This is a genomic window from Citrobacter sp. CK198, from assembly GCF_030333295.1.
Taxonomy (GTDB): domain Bacteria; phylum Pseudomonadota; class Gammaproteobacteria; order Enterobacterales; family Enterobacteriaceae; genus Citrobacter_B; species Citrobacter_B koseri.
In genome coordinates this window covers 488,780-506,751 of the sequence record NZ_JAOWGE010000035.1, presented here as the reverse complement: position 1 = coordinate 506,751, position 17,972 = coordinate 488,780, and the positions used below count along the sequence as shown (strand labels likewise).

General features: G+C 50.7%; 17 protein-coding genes and 1 tRNA gene. 4 read left to right on the top strand and 14 right to left on the bottom strand.

The genetic code is table 11. The features are described 5' to 3' along the window. Positions 1-39 precede the first annotated feature (39 nt). From fimI to aspA, 11 genes are all read right to left on the bottom strand, one after another. On the bottom strand, positions 40-579 hold the full coding sequence (gene fimI / locus OGY62_RS20235) for a type 1 fimbrial minor subunit FimI (RefSeq protein ID WP_286460463.1): 540 nt from the start codon (positions 577-579) through the stop codon (positions 40-42). Positions 580-651: 72 nt separating this feature from the next. Beyond that, positions 652-1,200: a type 1 fimbrial major subunit FimA gene (gene fimA, locus OGY62_RS20230; RefSeq protein ID WP_049008432.1), complete on the bottom strand. Its 549-nt coding sequence runs from the start codon at positions 1,198-1,200 to the stop codon at positions 652-654. 473 nt (positions 1,201-1,673) lie between these two features. Next, positions 1,674-2,312, bottom strand: coding sequence for a tyrosine-type DNA invertase (locus OGY62_RS20225; RefSeq protein ID WP_012134479.1), 639 nt, complete (start codon positions 2,310-2,312; stop codon positions 1,674-1,676). A 404-nt stretch (positions 2,313-2,716) separates the two neighbouring features. After that, a complete protein-coding gene (locus tag OGY62_RS20220) occupies positions 2,717-3,319 on the bottom strand; it encodes a tyrosine-type DNA invertase (RefSeq protein WP_012134478.1) in 603 nt (200 codons plus the stop codon). Positions 3,320-3,991: 672 nt separating this feature from the next. Then, on the bottom strand, positions 3,992-4,366 hold the full coding sequence (locus tag OGY62_RS20215; protein ID WP_071257308.1) for a CDI toxin immunity protein: 375 nt from the start codon (positions 4,364-4,366) through the stop codon (positions 3,992-3,994). 498 nt (positions 4,367-4,864) lie between these two features. Further along, positions 4,865-4,940: transfer RNA gene (locus tag OGY62_RS20210), tRNA-Phe, on the bottom strand. 115 nt (positions 4,941-5,055) lie between these two features. Beyond that, entirely contained in the window at positions 5,056-5,631 is a 576-nt protein-coding gene (locus OGY62_RS20205) for a transcriptional regulator (protein WP_024130805.1), read from the bottom strand. A 36-nt stretch (positions 5,632-5,667) separates the two neighbouring features. Next, on the bottom strand, positions 5,668-7,377 hold the full coding sequence (locus OGY62_RS20200; RefSeq protein WP_286460462.1) for a protein-disulfide reductase DsbD: 1,710 nt from the start codon (positions 7,375-7,377) through the stop codon (positions 5,668-5,670). After that, positions 7,353-7,700 (bottom strand): divalent cation tolerance protein CutA, encoded by a 348-nt coding sequence (cutA, locus tag OGY62_RS20195; RefSeq protein WP_012134473.1) that lies wholly within the window; start codon positions 7,698-7,700, stop codon positions 7,353-7,355. The genes OGY62_RS20200 and cutA overlap by 25 nt, the downstream gene beginning before the upstream one ends. 121 nt (positions 7,701-7,821) lie before the next feature. Further along, positions 7,822-9,123 (bottom strand): anaerobic C4-dicarboxylate transporter DcuA, encoded by a 1,302-nt coding sequence (dcuA, locus tag OGY62_RS20190; protein ID WP_012134471.1) that lies wholly within the window; start codon positions 9,121-9,123, stop codon positions 7,822-7,824. Between the two features lie 114 nt (positions 9,124-9,237). Continuing rightward, positions 9,238-10,674 carry an aspartate ammonia-lyase gene (gene aspA / locus OGY62_RS20185; protein WP_024130804.1) on the bottom strand — a complete coding sequence of 479 codons (1,437 nt, stop codon included), beginning with the start codon at positions 10,672-10,674 and terminating at the stop codon, positions 9,238-9,240. Positions 10,675-11,012: 338 nt separating this feature from the next. On the opposite strand from aspA, the gene OGY62_RS20180 reads away from it, so the two are divergent. Then, positions 11,013-11,489 carry an FxsA family protein gene (locus OGY62_RS20180; protein WP_071257314.1) on the top strand — a complete coding sequence of 159 codons (477 nt, stop codon included), beginning with the start codon at positions 11,013-11,015 and terminating at the stop codon, positions 11,487-11,489. 84 nt (positions 11,490-11,573) lie between these two features. Here OGY62_RS20180 and yjeH read toward each other — a convergent pair whose 3' ends face one another. Next, positions 11,574-12,824: an L-methionine/branched-chain amino acid transporter gene (gene yjeH / locus OGY62_RS20175; RefSeq protein ID WP_286460461.1), complete on the bottom strand. Its 1,251-nt coding sequence runs from the start codon at positions 12,822-12,824 to the stop codon at positions 11,574-11,576. A 275-nt stretch (positions 12,825-13,099) separates the two neighbouring features. On the opposite strand from yjeH, the gene OGY62_RS20170 reads away from it, so the two are divergent. From OGY62_RS20170 to OGY62_RS20160, 3 genes are all read left to right on the top strand, one after another. After that, entirely contained in the window at positions 13,100-13,393 is a 294-nt protein-coding gene (locus tag OGY62_RS20170; RefSeq protein ID WP_000027827.1) for a co-chaperone GroES, read from the top strand. A gap of 43 nt (positions 13,394-13,436) precedes the next feature. Further along, the gene (groL, locus tag OGY62_RS20165; protein ID WP_012134466.1) at positions 13,437-15,083 is read left to right on the top strand and encodes a chaperonin GroEL; all 1,647 of its coding nucleotides are present in this window, start codon (positions 13,437-13,439) and stop codon (positions 15,081-15,083) included. A 248-nt stretch (positions 15,084-15,331) separates the two neighbouring features. Next, entirely contained in the window at positions 15,332-15,685 is a 354-nt protein-coding gene (locus OGY62_RS20160; protein WP_024130803.1) for a DUF4156 domain-containing protein, read from the top strand. Between the two features lie 179 nt (positions 15,686-15,864). Here OGY62_RS20160 and OGY62_RS20155 read toward each other — a convergent pair whose 3' ends face one another. Both OGY62_RS20155 and epmB read right to left on the bottom strand, forming a co-directional pair. Beyond that, on the bottom strand, positions 15,865-16,728 hold the full coding sequence (locus tag OGY62_RS20155) for a YjeJ family protein (protein WP_286460460.1): 864 nt from the start codon (positions 16,726-16,728) through the stop codon (positions 15,865-15,867). A 183-nt stretch (positions 16,729-16,911) separates the two neighbouring features. Next, positions 16,912-17,940, bottom strand: coding sequence for an EF-P beta-lysylation protein EpmB (gene epmB, locus OGY62_RS20150; protein WP_110494772.1), 1,029 nt, complete (start codon positions 17,938-17,940; stop codon positions 16,912-16,914). Between the last annotated feature and the right edge of the window lie 32 nt (positions 17,941-17,972).

Here is a 17,972-nt window from a genome sequence, read left to right as displayed (position 1 = left end):
TCACCGTTGTTTCCTGTTTCCGGCATGCCTGCTGGCTAATTACTGATAGGTCAGAGAGAACCAGATTTGAGCATTGGCGGCTCCCCCGGTGACCTGCTTCCCGGTCGCCCGATACTTCGCCACGAAATGAAGCGTGGTGGGGCCGCTATACAGCCGCGTCCAGGCGCCCGGCTGGCTGTTGAGTGGAATCAATTGATTGTCTTTATCAAATAAAGCGATGCCTACGCCGGTTGCTATCCCCGGCCCTTCGCCAACTGAAAGCACCTCCGGGTTTTTGCCGTCGGCAACTCCGCGAAATGACACGCCTACGCGCTGACTCACGGCAGTGCTGCAATCCTGTAGATGAATATCGAATGGCACGGGGTTGGCATCTTCCCCTGACGAATGAAACCGATTACTGCTGATCTGCCCCATATTGACCGTCATCTGTTGATCTCCTGCTTCAACGCGGCAGGATTCGGCAATAATGACCCCCTGGAAACGCATGTTTCCCCCGGGCAACGTCACGTTCCAGTGATTGCCAGCCAGTGCCAGCGACGGAAACAGAAATATCAGCAGACCTGATCTCACTCCTTGCATCGTTATCACCCCTGTCCTGTTATGGATAACGGGCCATCCTGGCCCGGAATGCTTCCCTGTCAGACGTTTGAATTACTGGTATTGCACTTTGAAGGTTGCGTCTGCGTTCGCAGTACCGGCAGTTGCTGCGCCAGTTGCGTAGTAACGAGCCTGGAAAGGAATGATGTTAGTACCGTCATTCAGCGTGGTAGCGCTGCTGAAGGTTGCGCCATCCAGCTCCAGAGCGGTGCCAGTTTTGTCGAGGATCTGTACGCCGACGTTAGTCGCGCCGCCTGATGCGGAACCCTGTAGCGCCAGAACGGTAGGGTTGGCGCCATCAACAGCAGTACCTGTGAACGCAACGGATGCCTGGGTCGCAACGGTCGTGTCGCAATCATCCAGTTGAATGTTGAAACCCACAGCGGAGCTGGTGTTGCCTTCAGCAGCGAGTTTGGCGGAACGAACCTGGCCTAACTGAACTGTCTGATCGATAGAACCGGCATCAACTGCACAAGCGGCGTTAACGATTTCCCCTTTAAAATGCACGGTGCCGCCGTTTACCGTGGTGGTGTCGGCCAGGGCTGCTGTGGAGCTCAGGGACAGTGCTGACAGAACAACGATTGCCAGTGTTTTGATTTTCATGCGGTTTTCCTTTAAACAATGTCGATATTACGAACCGAAACTGGCAGTCGTTGTACCTTCCTGGCATTTCAGGTTTAAGCCGAATAGTTCGACTGCCGATCTTGCGCAGTTTTTACCCAACTGATGAGTCAATTGGGACCATTTTGACTCGTAGCAATAAATTTCTTAATTTCGTTTTTTTATGCGTTGCTCTGGAATTTAATTCTTATTTTTTGGTTTTATATAGATGAATATATCTGAGGTGATCGTGAGTTATATCAACAAGACAAGTGGAAAGCAGAACTCGACGTGCGGAGAAAAGGTGCGGAAAAAAGGTGAGGATGTATGAAACGTAAAAAAATGTGAGTAAAAAAACAATTTTAAATCAGTTGGATATTTTTTTTTCGCAAAAAAAATGGACTTACAGGTTGCAGAAAATTACAAAATTCCTCTACGATATAGACAGTTTGGTCCCAATTGACCTGTTCAATGTCTTATTTTTCCTTAGTTATCAATGAACTATATAGTTCATCATTTTTGATCTTCTGTTTTAGTAGCTTTTCCTCTAGCGGATTTACCCTTTCCCATAATCCTGCAAACCGGGCGGCATTACTGGCTGTATAACGTACGGTGTGGCGAATATTTCGGTGACCAAGGTAATCCTGGATTAGACGTGTATCTGTACCTCTTTCAGCAAGTTCATAACCACATGCATGTCGCAGCATATGCGGATGTGTGGTGGTGCTGGTTCCGGCCTTTTGGCCAGCAGAACGTATTATACGGTATGCCTGCTGGCGGGAAAGTTGTGAGCCTTTACGGGAAATAAACACCGCGTTTATTTTCTGCGCTCCTTTCCAACTCGCACGAACCCGGCTCCAGCATTCAATGGCTTCACACTCGTCCGGCATGAGGGGATGAATAGTAGAAAAACCATTTTTCAGTCGGCGGATATTGATCCGACCTTCATAAAGATCAAAATCCCGGTAATGCAGGTTCAGTAGTTCACTTATACGCATTCCATGACGAAAGGCCAGCAGGATAAGGCAATAATCTCGCTCTCCTGTCTGACCATGACGTACGGCTTTCATCATGGCCTGAACTTCTCTGGCAGTAAGAAAACGGCGTCGGTTCATAATATTTCTCCTGGTATCAGAATGATAAAGAGTCAGCTCCAGTGATACGAATAACTGATAGCTAAAGCTAGGGATGTATTATTAATTGCACATATTGACCACTATCCCATTTTATTCTATGAAGCTCACAAAGCCCCATGTCATTGGGCGACTTCATTCTAAAGATTTCATCAGACATCACAAGAAGACTATTCCGTATATTCTCAGAGGGGAAAAACGTATTCAGCGGGGGAATAACTATTCAGACCATGTCAGAGGTGTCAATTATACTGGTAAGAAAAAATAACACAGGATATAGTGCAGAAACATAAAATAGATAACCATACTGATAATGCGACTATTGCAGTGCCATCCATGGCACATAGCTTTATTCAGACTTATTTACTGTCTATATTTTTCTTTCCTTACAGTCTGCTACAGACATCTCTGTTTTTTGTTTTATTCCAGATGCCATAAAAACGACCAGCATTACTGGCAGTATACCAGACAGTATGACGAATATTGCGATGGCCAAGGTAATCCTGAATCAAGCGGGTATCTATCCCCATATTTGCCAGAGCAAATCCACAGGAATGGCGAAGCATATGCGGGTGGGCACAAATTGCTAGTTTTGCTTTCTTCCCGGCCCTGGCGATTATCTGATAAAATTGCTGTCTTGAAAGGGGATTGCCTTTACGTGATAAAAATAACCATTCAGTTTCTGAATGTTGGCTTGTAAGGCGAATTTTCAGCCAGGACTTTATCGAACGAATTTCCTCTTCAAGTAAGGGATGGGTAGTTGAGAATCCTTTTTTTAATCGGTAAATATGTATACATTTATCCTTAAGGTCAATATCTGAGATACGCAGACGACATATTTCGCTTGCCCTTAACCCATGAATAAAACACAGCAAAACCAGACAGCGATTACGCACTGCATAGGTTCCTGTACTAACAGCATTAAGAATTAAATTGATTTCATTTTGTGTCATAAACCTGCGTTTCTCTAGTCCATTATTATTTTTCATATCACCTGTTATCCTTTATTTTGCCGACATTCCGCTTATACCTGACTCTCTTCTAATGGATTAAAATCTGCCGAATAATAGCTTTTTCTTCAGGAAATAACCAGGTGTAGTTAAAAATAATGATATGTTCTTAAATTTATGTGGCGTCACAAATGAATAATTAGTCATATGCAGAACTAATTTGTTTTTTGATCTCGTAGATGAATTACATATCCGTAATGACGGGACTATCGCTGTAGTTATCATATAGTAATATGATAAATTTAACTTAAGGATAATTGAATGGCGAAAAGATAAGGTGAATGAACCACATAAGATTCTACATAAATATATTATTCTTAATGGACTGATTTTTTCGGCGTGTGCAGTGTATTGTTATTTCAAGAGGCTATTCCACTCTTTCACACAGTTCATTTTTACCGGGGGTGCAGGTTTTCTTTAGTTTGTATATGTCTTTCAATCTTTCTCGCTGTGATATCTACCATTAAGTCAGAACGGTTTGCTGCGGTGCGAAGCCTGTATACACTCTTCATATGTATTAGCTCAGACTTGATCTGGCTTTGTCACAATACAGAGTTTAATCTAATCTGACAGGCAGCTCTGTGCCAGGAGGAGACGTTGCTAACAACAGTCTGAGTTGATCAACGGGGAGCAGGTCAGTATTTCTGCTCATCACTTTCGCAGACCCAACCGTATAAAATTATGAGGGAATAAAGGCGTAATCATTATCTTATCGTTAAAAATAAATAGGTTAGGTGATATGGCGATGACATCGTAGATATTATCGACAATGAGTTGTAGATGGGTTCTGAACACGGGCACATCGGCATCATCCGCTATGACAAATACAGTTTCATTGCCTAAGCCGCTCCCATTAAACATATCATGAGTGAGTTCATAATCGCTGAAATCCATTTCTGACCATATGAGATTACCGCTATGCCATGGATATTGATGAAAAATATCCATTACCATACTCAAATCATCCCCTTCCACAACATCAAAATCTGCCTTGAGCAACTCCTTACATTCCTCAAACAATGTCATGTCCACTCCCTTTGTGGCTGTATATTTTTATCATAACCTCCCTGGAGGATTGTCTAAAGGAATTATGAACTTCCGCTCCTCGCTCAGAGCGGACACTCAGGTTTAATAATGCAATACGTTCAGCTCAAGTAGTATTACTACTGATAAATCATTTTATGGTGGGGGATTCTGGTAATGGTAAGAAGTGAAAGGGAAAGAAGTGTATGTTGCGGGTGGACGGACTTGTGAAGATCCCCATATGACTAGTGGAGGGCGTATGTTGTCAGATTCCCCCGTTTTCCTCGTGCTTTTGCATCATTATGAACAGTTAGAAATGAAAATAACCGTAGCTGGAAGTAAGAGATAGGCTTGTCAGAGGGTATATATGTCTTTAAATGCAACGAACATCTAAGAAAACGACGAGAAATCCAGCAAGCAAATAACGTCCTGCAATGACCAGAAATCTACCGGAACGCCAGAAAGCAAAAAACCAGCCCGTAGGCTGGTTTCTTTAAATTTTGGTGCCCGGACTCGGAATCGAACCAAGGACACGGGGATTTTCAATCCCCTGCTCTACCGACTGAGCTATCCGGGCAACGGGGCGCATTAAACCGTAAAGGGGCGCAGGCGTCAACGGCTTTCCATGAAAAAAATGACAAAAGACAGCTGACTGCCTGCTTTTCACGCAAAAAGCGCAAAATTGGCTCTAATTACGTCAACGCGCCACCCTGACGGCAGCGGGCAAAGCGCAGTATATCCTCCGCCAGACGGTGAGCAGTATCCACATCAGCCTGGCTGCGATTGACCAGCATTCGGCTGAGGCAACCTTCCAGCACCAGTTCCATCTGTTTCGCCACCATCGCCGGGTCGTCAATTTCGAGCGTTGTCAGCAATTCGTGGGTGAAGTCATGCGCCGCCCGTTTTTGCTGATCGGCCAGTTGGTGAATAGGGTGGGCAGGATCGGGATAAAACGTACAGGCAGCAATAAACAGACAACCGGGGTAGCGGTTGTTGCTCACGCACTCCGAAAGCGCGTTATAGCGCGCCAGCAGTTTTTGTTCTGCGGTAAGGGTTTCATCAAGCAAAAGCTGGCGACGCCAGATGTCTACCTGTTGACTCAGATAACGCAGGGCGTCGTACAGAATAGCCTCTTTATCGGGCCAGAAGCGCTGTAACTCATCAAGCGGATAATCAATGCGTTCTGCCACCATCTCAAGCGTAGTGTTTGCTATCCCTTGAACCTCAAGTAATTTCAGGGCTTCTCCCAGGACATCTTCACGTTGCACGGTATTCTCCTCCGTCTTTCCCACAGAAAGTGTCGCTCACGGTTGGCGATCGCGCAAATGTGCGCTAAAGGTCGTCGCATCCATAAAGCCCGTCACTCGCGCATTCGGGTGCTCATGGCCTTGCGCATCAAAAAACAGTATTGTCGGTAAACCCAGCACATTCAGGTGCCTGAGCAAGGCGACATCCTGCGCATTGTTGGCGGTGACATTAGCCTGTAGCAGCACGGTGTCGCCCAGCGTCTGCTGAACCTGCGGATCGTTGAAGGTGTACTTCTCAAACTCTTTACAGGCGACGCACCAGTCGGCGTAGAGATCCAGCATTATCGGCTTTCCTTTTGCCTCTGCCAGCGCCTGATTTAACGCATCGACTGTCGTAATCGGCTTGAAGTTCAGGTGCGCCTGCGTCTGGGCGGTCGTTGCGCCAAACGCCCAGTCCTGTAACGGGCGTACGCTGACCAGCGCCGCCGCCAGCAGGATGATTTGCACAATGCGCATCCCGCCGCGTCTGGCGTGCAGGCTGGTAATAAACGCCCAGCCGAAGAAGGCGACGCCCAGCAGCGACCACAGACGCAGCCCCCACTCGTCGCCGATTACCCGCTCCAGCAAAAAGACCGGTAGCGCGAGGATCACAAAGCCAAAAGCGGTTTTGACGTGTTCCATCCACGGGCCGCTTTTTGGTAGCAGACGGTTGCCAAACACGGTGACCAGAATCAGCGGCAGCCCCATGCCCAGCGCGTAGAGATACAGCGTTCCACCGCCAAGCCACATGTTCCCGCTCTGGGCGATGTACAGCAAAATGGCGCTCAGCGGCGCGGTGGTGCATGGCGAGCAGATAAGCCCGGCAATCGCACCCATGACAAATACGCCGCCAGGAGAGCCGCCCTGCTGACGGTTACTCATCAACGTGAGGCGAGTTTGCAGTGAAGAAGGCAGCTGTAGCGTGAACAGTCCGAACATTGACAGCGCCAGCAGCGTGAAGATCAGCGCAAGGCCGATTAGCACATAAGGGTGCTGGAGCGCCGCCTGGAACTGTAGCCCGGCAGCGGCCACAACCAGCCCCAGCGCGGTGTAGGTAAGCGCCATACCCTGTACGTAGATAAAGGTCAGCAGCAGCGCGTGTCCGGTTGAGAGGCGTTGTTTACCGCCGAGTACAATGCCGGAAATCAGCGGATACATCGGCAGGACGCAGGGCGTAAAGGCGATCCCGATACCAATCAGCAATGCCCACAGTGCGGAGAAAGGCAGCCGGGCGGCAGGTTGCGGCGTCTCTTTCGTTTGCGCCGCGACCGGCGACGGCGTGGATTTAGCCACCGTGCTGGCGCTCACTTCGCTTAACGGCACGGTTTTGGTTTCCGGCGGATAGCAGAAGCCTGCGTCAGCACAGCCCTGATACGTCACGGTTAACGTCGCGCCGGGTGCGGCCTGGTTAACGATGAGCGGAATGTTTAAGCGCTTGCGGTAGATTTCGCTTTTGCCATAAAACTCATCTTCATGCCAGACGCCCGCCGGGAGCCGGACTTCGGCCATTTCGGCCTGAGAGGGGGTGATGCTTATCTGTTTGCGGTAAAGATAGTAGCCGTCTTTCACCTGCCAGGAGAGGTTCAGGTCATGTTGATTCTGCTGAAAATCAAAGGAAAAAGCCTGGTCAGCAGGGACAAACTGCGAGCGGCCTGGTGCGTCAAATAATCCGGCGAAGGCGGATGTGCTACACAGCAGCAGGATCAGCGTAAGGATGCGTTGAGCCATGAGAGGTAATCAGTGTCTCCGTGAGTGACGGGTAAAACCAGAAGTTCAGGCGTTTGATACGGGTGATGAGACTTCAGGCATTCAAGAAGCGCTTGCTGGTGCGAAACGGTGGTTTTTAAAATCATCTGCACTTCGTATTCCTGCTCCAGTTTGCCCTCCCAGTAATACAAGGATGTCGCGCCCGGCAGTAACGTGGCGCAGGCGGCCAGTTTTTCTGCCAGCACCTTAGCGGCCAGATCCTGGGCTGTTGCTTCATCCGGCGCGGTACAGAGCACCACGACGGCCTCGGGGATGGAGATATCCTGACTATTATCATCAAGCATAAACACCTCGAAAGAACAGAAAGAGCAGCAAGAGTGTGGTCACTATACAACGGAAGGCGGCGGGATGTTAGTCAAAGCGGAGGTAAGAAAGCGGGGCGCGTATACGCCCCGCGAGGAGAACTTACAGCATGACGCTGCCCAGCAGGAAGCCGAAGCAAACGGCAAGGGCAACACCCAGCGTACCTGGGATAAAGAACGGGTGGTTAAAGACGAATTTACCGATACGGGTTGTACCGGTGTCATCCATCTGAACCGCAGCGACCAGCGTTGGGTAGGTCGGCAGAATGAACAGGCCGGAAACCGCAGCGAAAGACGCGACAGCGGTCAGCGGAGAGACGTTCAGCGCCAGCGCCATTGGCATCAACGCTTTCGCTGTGGCTGCCTGAGAGTACAGCAGAGCGGAAGCAAAGAAGAAGATGACGGCCAGCAGCCACGGATGGCCCTGAATCACGCTACCCGCAGTGTCTTTGATCCAGTCGATGTTGTGAGAAACGAAAGTATCGCCCAACCATGCTACGCCCAGAATACAGATACAGGCGCTCATACCCGCTTTAAAGGTACTGGAGTTCAGGATGGAGTCCGTTTCGACGCGGCAGACGATGGTCGTCAGCGTCGCGACGCTCAGCATGATGATCAGAATCGCGTTGGTGGTGTTCATCAGCGGTGTTGCGACCAGACCGAGGCTTGGACTGTTGACGATGGCATAAACCACGACGCAGACAACGCCCAGCAGGAACAGCCAGACCGAGGTTTTTGCCATCGGTTTGATTTCAATTTGCTTTTCGCCGCGCAGCTCGATCAGCCCTTCTTCCAGACGTTTGCGGTAAACCGGGTCGTCAGAAAGTTTAGAGTTAAACAGCATTGTGACCAGGAAGGACATCACCAGTACCGCCAGCAGAGTGGACGGAATCACCACGGACAACAGGTGAATATAGCTGATGCCATGACCTTCCATGACGGAAGACATGTACACAACCGCCGCAGAGATAGGCGATGCGGTGATCGCAATCTGTGCGGAAACCACCGCGGTGGAGAGCGGACGGCAAGGTTTGATGCCTTGCTCCTTCGCCACTTCAGCGATAACCGGCAGGGTTGCCAGAGAGATGTTGCCAGTACCGGCAAAGATAGTCAGGAAATAAGTGACGATCGGTGCAAGGATCGTGATGTATTTCGGGTTTTTGCGCAGCAGTTTTTCCGTCTGGTTAACCAGATAGTCCAGACCGCCCGCAACCTGCATTGCGGAGATGGCAGCGATAACCGCCATGATGATGGAAATAACATCGAACGGGATATTCCCTGGTTTAACGCCGATGGCTGCAAGAACCAGAACGCCAAGCCCACCTGCAAATCCAATACCGATGCCCCCAAGTCTGGCACCCAAAAAGATTGCCAGCAAAACGATGATAAGTTCTAAAACTATCATATTAGCCTTCCTTGTTGTTTAACAAGTTGATATTAAATTGTTGTTATTTGGTAACTTATGACAAGAAAAAAGGCACGTCATCTGACGTGCCTCCTGTGTTACTACCCTGTACGATTACTGTTCGCTTTCATCAGTATAACGTTTTGCTTTGTAAGCCGGGTGCATCAGGTTCTGTGCGGAGAAAATATCGTCCAGCTCTGCTTCAGTCAACAGGCCGCGCTCCAGCACCACTTCACGGACGCTCTTACCGGTCTCGGCGCAAATCTTACCAACGATGTCGCCGTTGTGGTGGCCGATGAACGGGTTGAGGTAGGTGACGATGCCGATGGAGTTATAAACGTATCCTTCGCACACTTCTTTGTTTGCGGTAATGCCGTTAATGCATTTTTCCAGCAGGTTGTAGCAGGCATTGCTCAGAATGTGGATAGATTCGAACATCGCCTGGCCGATAACCGGCTCCATTACGTTCAGCTGCAACTGGCCTGCTTCGGCTGCCATCGTTACGGTGGTGTCGTTACCGATGACTTTGAAGCATACCTGGTTAACAACTTCCGGTACTACCGGGTTTACTTTCGCTGGCATGATAGAAGAGCCCGCCTGTAGTTCCGGCAGGTTGATCTCGTTCAGACCCGCGCGTGGGCCTGAGGAGAGCAAACGCAGGTCGTTACAGATTTTAGACATCTTCACAGCCAGACGTTTCAGCGCGCTGTGTACCATGACATAAGCGCCGCAGTCGGACGTTGCTTCAATCAGGTCTTCTGCCGGTACGCAGGCAAAGCCAGTGACTTCAGCCAGTTTCTGCACCGCCAGCGGAGAGTATTCTTTCGGGGTGTTCAGGCCAGTACCGATTGCCGTCGCGCCGAGGTTAACTTCCAGCAGCAGCTCAGCAGTACGTTCAATGCTTTTCACTTCTTCTTTCAGCAGTACGCTGAAAGCGCGGAATTCCTGGCCGAGGGTCATCGGTACAGCATCCTGCAACTGGGTACGACCCATTTTCAGGATGTCCTGGAACTCAACGGCTTTACGCTCGAAGCCTTCACGCAACTGATTGATTGCATCAATGAGTTTGACGATAGACGCGTAAACGGCAACACGGAAACCGGTCGGATAGGCGTCGTTGGTGGACTGACATTTATTCACATGGTCGTTCGGGTTCAGGTACTGATATTCACCTTTCTGATGACCCATCAGCTCCAGCCCGATATTGGCCAGCACTTCGTTGGTGTTCATGTTGACGGAAGTACCTGCACCGCCCTGGTAAACGTCTACCGGGAACTGGTCCATGCATTTGCCGTTATTCAGGACTTCATCACATGCGGCAATGATGGCGTTGGCCACACTTTTAGGGATGGTTTGCAGCTCTTTGTTGGCCAGGGCCGCTGCCTTTTTTACCATTACCATACCGCGTACAAATTCAGGGATATCGCTGATTTTGTTATTGCTAATGTAGAAGTTTTCAATCGCTCTCAGAGTGTGAACACCATAGTAGGCATCCGCTGGAACTTCCCTGGTACCCAACAAATCTTCTTCGATACGAATGTTGTTTAACATGTGAACCTTCTTTTTCAAGCTGCCAATAATTACATAAACACACAGGATATATGTGGTTTCGAATGTTTCCTGACCGACGATTATCCCCTGCATCGGTCTGATACTCGAGATCATATTCTGCTTCAGGATTTCTACCGTAACCTGGATCACTTAAAGTGTGGGAAGTTACCCCTTATTTATTATTTTGTGAAATAGGTCACCGCTTTGGGATTACCACTAAAAATAAGTGTACAAACAGCTTGAAATTTTGCTAACCGTCTCAACATCTGACGCATGCGAATCGCGCACCCATATCAGACAGACGTGATGAAAACGGCTGTCATTTACAGGAGAGTCCTTTGCGCTGGATACCGTTTATTGCCATCTTTCTCTATGTTTACATTGAGATTTCTATTTTTATCCAGGTCGCCCATGTGCTGGGCGTCCTGATGACGCTGATCCTGGTGATTTTCACCTCGGTCATTGGTATGTCGCTGGTGCGAAACCAGGGTTTCAAGAACTTTTTGTTGATGCAGCAGAAAATGGCGGCTGGCGAAAGTCCGGCGGCGGAGATGATCAAGAGCGTGTCGCTGATCATCGCGGGCCTGCTGCTGGTGCTGCCCGGCTTCTTCACCGACTTCCTGGGGCTGCTTCTTTTATTGCCGCCCGTGCAGAAACACCTGACCATGAAGCTGCTGCCGCATTTGCGTTTTTCCCGTATGCCTGGCGGCGGTTTTAGCGCCGGAACGGGCGGCGGCGAGACGTTTGACGGTGAGTTTCAGCGTAAAGAGGACGAGCGTGACCGTTTAGATCATAAAGACGACCGCAAGGATTAAATCAAACGTTGAACCGTAGGCCGGATAAACCGCTTCAGCGGCGCCATCCGGCATAAATGCCCGGTGGCGCTATGCTTACCGGGCCTACGAATGCTGACGCTTAGCCAACCTGCGGGGTAAAAACAGCCACAGCGCCGTCAGCATAATCAGCGCGTACAGACACTTCCATCCCACCATTGCCAGCAATAACAGACACAGCAGAGCGCCAGTCACCGCCAGCGCGCGATAGCGTCCTGCCAGCAACCGACACCCGGCCAGCATACACAGCAAGTAGATCATAATGAAAATGCCGTTGGCATAGACGATCAGCGCGTCGAGATTGATCTCAAGGATGTAAATGCACAATGTGCTGAGTACGCAACAGCCCAGTACGGCGTTCAGCGCATTGCGGGGAACGCGGTGGGCAGAAAGGCGTGCCAGATAATGATCTGGCCTGTCCTGCGCCTGTGACCAGACAAGGCGGGCGAAACTCTGGATATAGATATTCAGGCTGGCGAAGCAGGCCAGATAACCAATAATGCAGGCGACCCACAGCGCCTGTACGCCAAATAATCGCACGACGATGTCAGGGAGCGACGCTGCCGCCGCCATTTGCGCGCCGTAGGCGTCAAAATGCAGAACCACCACCGTACACGCCCAATAAACGGAGCCGGCCAGCAGCAGGCCGATCATCAGCGCGCGCGGGAAATCGCGTTCAGGGTTTTTAAATTCCGATGCCAGATGGGCGAACGCTTCAAGGCCGACAAAGCACCAGAACATAACCGACAGCGCGGCGAACAGGGCGGGCAGCTCAATATCCGCAGGGGCAGGGAATGGAATTTTGTTCGGCTTGAGATCGCCCGCCCACCAGATGGCGACAATCAGCGCCACAATCAGCCCGGCAATGATCGTTTGCAGGTTGGCGCTGGAACTGGCGCCGCGAGAGCCAATGAACCACACCAGCGCCAGCGTGCCGAATTCCGCCAGTAAAAGCTGCCAGCCGTGCCAGCCAAACATCGCCTGACCGAACCCGGCGGCGATATGCAGCGCCGCCGGCAGGCCGACGGGGATGACCGACAGGAACAGCCATCCGGTGACGCGCGCCATTCGCGAACCAAACGCCATCCCGACAAAATGCGCCACGCCGCCCGCACTGGGGAAATGACGTCCCAGGATGGCAAAAACAATCGCCACAGGAAAGACTAAAACGATGAGCGCAGGCCAGGCCCACAGGCTGTTATTGCCCGCCACCAGCGCGGCCAGCGCCGGGACGGCAAAGACGCCGGTTCCTAACAGTGATGTCGACAACAGGCCCACGCCCTGAGCCAGTCCCAGCTCTTGTTTTAGTCCACTCATGAGTCACTATCCGGTTACGCCCAATTTTTGGGCAACTGCGCAGATTTTCGATGGTAACACAATCGGATTTACTTATGACGGGCCGCCTTAAATCGTTATGAAATGTGAGGTGAGCTACCGTTTTCGCGCGATTTTCTGCTGATAAGAATTTTTTTTCATCTGCCCCCTTGAAGGGGCAAAAACCCATCCCCATCTCTCTGGTCACTAGCCGGGAAACCGTTCACGGGCCGGCGTCACCCATAACTGATAAAGACTTTCTCAAAGGAGAGCTATCAATGAGTATTCGTCCGTTACATGATCGTGTGATCGTCAAACGTAAAGAAGTTGAATCCAAATCTGCTGGCGGCATTGTTCTGACCGGTTCCGCAGCGGGTAAATCAACGCGTGGCGAAATCATCGCTGTCGGTAAGGGTCGCATCCTGGATAACGGTACTGTGCAGCCGCTGGACGTTAAGGTTGGCGACATCGTTATTTTCAACGATGGCTATGGTGTGAAATCTGAGAAGATCGACAATGAAGAAGTGTTGATCATGTCTGAAAGCGACATTCTGGCAATTGTTGAAGCGTAATCCGCGAACGACACTGAACATACGAATTTAAGGGAAAGAGAAAATGGCAGCTAAAGACGTAAAATTCGGTAACGACGCTCGTGTGAAAATGCTGCGCGGCGTAAACGTACTGGCAGACGCAGTGAAAGTGACCCTCGGTCCGAAAGGCCGTAACGTGGTTCTGGATAAATCTTTCGGTGCGCCGACCATCACGAAAGATGGTGTTTCCGTAGCGCGTGAAATCGAGCTGGAAGACAAGTTCGAAAACATGGGCGCGCAGATGGTGAAAGAAGTTGCCTCTAAAGCGAACGACGCGGCAGGCGACGGCACCACCACCGCGACCGTACTGGCTCAGTCCATCATCACTGAAGGTCTGAAAGCCGTTGCTGCGGGCATGAACCCGATGGATCTGAAACGTGGTATCGACAAAGCGGTTGCTGCTGCGGTTGAAGAACTGAAAACCCTGTCCGTACCGTGCTCTGATTCTAAAGCCATTGCTCAGGTTGGTACTATCTCCGCTAACTCCGACGAAACCGTAGGTAAACTGATCGCTGAAGCGATGGACAAAGTCGGTAAAGAAGGCGTGATCACCGTTGAAGACGGTACTGGTTTGCAGGATGAGCTGGACGTGGTTGAAGGTATGCAGTTCGACCGTGGCTACCTGTCTCCTTACTTCATCAACAAGCCGGAAACTGGCGCAGTAGAACTGGAAAGCCCGTTCATCCTGCTGGCTGATAAGAAAATCTCTAACATCCGCGAAATGCTGCCGGTTCTGGAAGCCGTTGCGAAAGCAGGCAAACCGCTGCTGATCATCGCGGAAGATGTGGAAGGTGAAGCGCTGGCTACGCTGGTGGTTAACACCATGCGCGGCATCGTGAAAGTGGCGGCGGTTAAAGCGCCGGGCTTCGGTGACCGTCGTAAAGCGATGCTGCAAGATATCGCAACCCTGACCGGTGGTACCGTCATCTCTGAAGAGATCGGTATGGAGCTGGAAAAATCTACCCTGGAAGACCTGGGTCAGGCAAAACGCGTTGTGATCAACAAGGACACCACCACCATCATTGATGGCGTGGGTGAAGAGTCTGCGATCCAGGGCCGTGTCACTCAGATCCGTCAGCAGATCGAAGAAGCTACTTCCGATTACGACCGTGAAAAACTGCAAGAGCGCGTAGCGAAACTGGCAGGCGGTGTTGCGGTTATCAAAGTTGGCGCTGCGACCGAAGTTGAAATGAAAGAGAAAAAAGCACGCGTTGAAGATGCCCTGCACGCGACCCGTGCTGCGGTTGAAGAAGGCGTGGTTGCTGGTGGTGGTGTTGCGCTGATTCGCGTCGCGTCTAAAATTGCGGAACTCAAAGGCCAGAACGAAGACCAGAACGTGGGTATCAAAGTTGCGCTGCGCGCAATGGAATCCCCGCTGCGTCAGATCGTGCTGAACTGCGGCGAAGAACCGTCTGTTGTGGCTAACACCGTTAAAAGCGGCGACGGCAACTACGGTTACAACGCAGCAACCGAAGAATACGGCAACATGATCGATATGGGTATCCTGGACCCGACCAAAGTAACCCGTTCTGCTTTGCAGTACGCGGCATCCGTGGCTGGTCTGATGATCACTACCGAGTGCATGGTAACTGACCTGCCGAAAGGCGATGCTCCTGACTTAGGTGCAGCCGGCGGCATGGGCGGTATGGGTGGAATGGGCGGCATGATGTAATTGCCCACACCCTGCATCCTTCAGGCCGCAGAGGCGTTGGCTGCGTTTGCTAACCCCAGTCACTTACTTGAGTAAGCTTCTGGGGATTACGCCTTCCTGCAACCAGAATGATTTGGGGCTCATCTCCCAGAATTTAGAAACCCCCGGGCAGAAATGTTCGGGGGTTTTTCTTTTGGTCATCTTTTTAGTATAAGATTCAGACATGGACGACGTGAGTGGCGTCCAGCTCATTGATTATGGGGAATAACATGCACGTAAAATATTTAGCAGGGATCGTCGGTGCTGCGCTGCTGATGGCGGGTTGTAGCTCCAGCAACCAACTGACCGCTGCCGGGCAAAGTGTGCGTTTTGTGGAAGACAAGCCTGGCGCAGAGTGCCAGTTGATCGGCACTGCGACCGGTAAGCAAAGCAACTGGCTTTCTGGTCAGCACGGTGAAGAGGGCGGCTCCATGCGTGGTGCAGCGAACGACCTGCGTAACCAGGCTGCGGCAATGGGCGGAAATGTGATTTATGGCGTCAGCAGCCCAACGCAGGGAATGTTGTCCAGCTTTGTCCCGACCGCCAGTGAAATGAACGGTCAGGTTTATAAGTGCCCTAACTGATTACACTTCATTCTTCAACCTGCCTCTTTGTTGGCTGCGCTGTGAAACCCCAGTCACATAGTTATCTGTGCTGCTGGGGATTTCTTTGCTTGCCGCTGCGATGCAGGTTGAATGATTTTGTGTAATACAGTGGGTCTATACAGGCGCATGTGGTCTTAGGCCGGATAAGCGCAGCGCCATCAGGCGTTTTTCGTTTTCTCAACCGACTGAACGCGTAAATGATGCAACGCGCGCAGGCACTGCTCCTGAGTGAGTTTGTGCGTCTTATCAGCGGTTAGCGTTCTGACAAACACCTGGCACGGTTTCCCGGCCAGCTTCTTCAGCCGTGGGCTGAAATCAAGCAGTCGGCGTGAAATGGCCTCTGCCTCTTTGCTGCCAGAAGGGGTGCGGTTTTTCACCACGGCGCCGCTAAAATGTGTTTTACCTGTCTCATCGGTATAACGATAGAGCACCGCCAGATAATGGCTGAAGAGATTGTGCTTCCATTCAGGTTGCGCGTAGGCGTCATATTCCAGATTACCGTTATCCAGACAGTCAGCATCATATAATGGCAGAAAATCCAGTAGTGATGTAATACGCAGCACCAGCTCACGCATACCGGCATTATCTATAGCACGAATAATTGCGCGCACCAGAACGTCAATCTGTAATTCATTAATCATCAGCTCGCATGTTTTACCGTCATGCAGCGTAAAAGAAAGCATGATGTTTTCGCTCTGGTCGTCTACCAGCGTTAATGTATTCACCCGGCGATTAATATCTGCGTTTTTGAGTTCCTCTTCCTGAATGGCCGGAATACCCTCAAGCATTTTTTTACTGACTCTATCCCGTGCTTTTTCATATTGTTGGCGAGCGTTGGGGGACAGGTGATGCTTCTGGTGCAGCCGGCTTTCCAGAGCGATCAGCAGATCTCTTAATTCCAGCGCCGTCAGAAAAAACAACGACTCTTTATTCCTCGGTTCTTTTATTTTTAATGCCAGCGCAATAAACTCATTCGCTTTGCGAATAACGCCTGTATTAACGCCTTTGATACTCATCGCCATAAAGGTTCTCCCTAACCAATTATTAATCAGGTAACTTAATTTGAATCAATATATAATTTTGAAATATATTCGGTGTGTTATGTTATTAAAATAACATAATATGGAAAGCGTCGCGCTATATGAACGGATTCAAATAAGCGATTTTAAGGGCGAGTGTCCGAAACCGGACACTCGTTTGAACAATTATTGCTGGCGTAACTGCAAATCTAATGGTGTTTTGCTCGGTTCCCCGCCAATTTCACGCGCCAGTCTGGGCACCATATAACCGGATACCCGCGTCAGCAGTTCACGCATAATTCGCCGCGCTTCATCGTCGCTCACCATGAAATGCGCCGCGCCCTGAACTTTATCCAGCACATGCAGGTAGTAGGGCATGACGCCGGCGTCAAACAGCGCATTGCTGAGGTTTGCCAGAGTTTGCGCGTTATCGTTCACCCCGCGTAGCAGTACGCTCTGGTTGAGCAGGGTAACGCCCGCGTTGCGCAGCGTCGTCATGGCCTGACGGAACGTGTCGTCAATTTCGTTGGCGTGGTTGATGTGGTTCACCAGCAGAATTTGCAGAGAAGAGCGCGTAAAGCGGGCTGCCAGCCCATCCGTAATGCGCGCGGGGATCACGATCGGCAAACGACTGTGGATACGCAGCCGTTTGATGTGCGGGATCGTTTCCAGTTGCGTAAGCAACCAGTCCAGTTCGTGATCTTTCGCCATCAAAGGATCGCCGCCGGAGAAGATGATCTCATCCAGCTCAGGGTGTGCGGCGATGTAGTCCAGCGCGACCTGCCAGTTGCGTTTGTTGCCCTGATTATCCGCATACGGGAAGTGGCGACGGAAGCAGTAGCGGCAATTTACCGCGCATCCGCCTTTTACCAGCAGCAACGCACGGTTGCGGTATTTGTGCAGTAATCCGGGCACGACGCTGTGCTGCTCTTCCAGCGGGTCGGTGGAAAAACCGGGGGCGGTTACGAATTCGTCCTGCGAGGTAAGTACTTGACGCAGAAGCGGATCGTTGGGATTGCCTTTCTCCATACGCGCGATGAAAGATCGCGGTACGCGCAGGGCGAACAGGCGTTTGGCGTCGCGTCCGGCCAACAGTTTTTCATCTGCGTCTATATTCAAAAGATGCAGTAGTTCATCGGGATTGGTCACAACATCGGCAAGTTGCGCTAACCAATCTTCTCTGGATGGGGTATTTAGGGTTACAATATGCGCCATTTTGTGGCTTAGCTACCAGTTAACAATTTTCA

Bases quoted from the DNA above. Each gene is read 5' to 3' on its own strand.
- fimI (WP_286460463.1), bottom strand. From the start codon at position 579: ATGCAAGGAGTGAGATCAGGTCTGCTGATATTTCTGTTTCCGTCGCTG.
- fimA (WP_049008432.1), bottom strand. From the start codon at position 1,200: ATGAAAATCAAAACACTGGCAATCGTTGTTCTGTCAGCACTGTCCCTG.
- OGY62_RS20225 (WP_012134479.1), bottom strand. From the start codon at position 2,312: ATGAACCGACGCCGTTTTCTTACTGCCAGAGAAGTTCAGGCCATGATG.
- OGY62_RS20220 (WP_012134478.1), bottom strand. From the start codon at position 3,319: ATGAAAAATAATAATGGACTAGAGAAACGCAGGTTTATGACACAAAAT.
- OGY62_RS20215 (WP_071257308.1), bottom strand. From the start codon at position 4,366: ATGACATTGTTTGAGGAATGTAAGGAGTTGCTCAAGGCAGATTTTGAT.
- OGY62_RS20200 (WP_286460462.1), bottom strand. From the start codon at position 7,377: ATGGCTCAACGCATCCTTACGCTGATCCTGCTGCTGTGTAGCACATCC.
- cutA (WP_012134473.1), bottom strand. From the start codon at position 7,700: ATGCTTGATGATAATAGTCAGGATATCTCCATCCCCGAGGCCGTCGTG.
- dcuA (WP_012134471.1), bottom strand. From the start codon at position 9,123: ATGATAGTTTTAGAACTTATCATCGTTTTGCTGGCAATCTTTTTGGGT.
- aspA (WP_024130804.1), bottom strand. From the start codon at position 10,674: ATGTTAAACAACATTCGTATCGAAGAAGATTTGTTGGGTACCAGGGAA.
- yjeH (WP_286460461.1), bottom strand. From the start codon at position 12,824: ATGAGTGGACTAAAACAAGAGCTGGGACTGGCTCAGGGCGTGGGCCTG.
- OGY62_RS20170 (WP_000027827.1), top strand. From the start codon at position 13,100: ATGAGTATTCGTCCGTTACATGATCGTGTGATCGTCAAACGTAAAGAA.
- groL (WP_012134466.1), top strand. From the start codon at position 13,437: ATGGCAGCTAAAGACGTAAAATTCGGTAACGACGCTCGTGTGAAAATG.
- OGY62_RS20160 (WP_024130803.1), top strand. From the start codon at position 15,332: ATGCACGTAAAATATTTAGCAGGGATCGTCGGTGCTGCGCTGCTGATG.
- OGY62_RS20155 (WP_286460460.1), bottom strand. From the start codon at position 16,728: ATGGCGATGAGTATCAAAGGCGTTAATACAGGCGTTATTCGCAAAGCG.
- epmB (WP_110494772.1), bottom strand. From the start codon at position 17,940: ATGGCGCATATTGTAACCCTAAATACCCCATCCAGAGAAGATTGGTTA.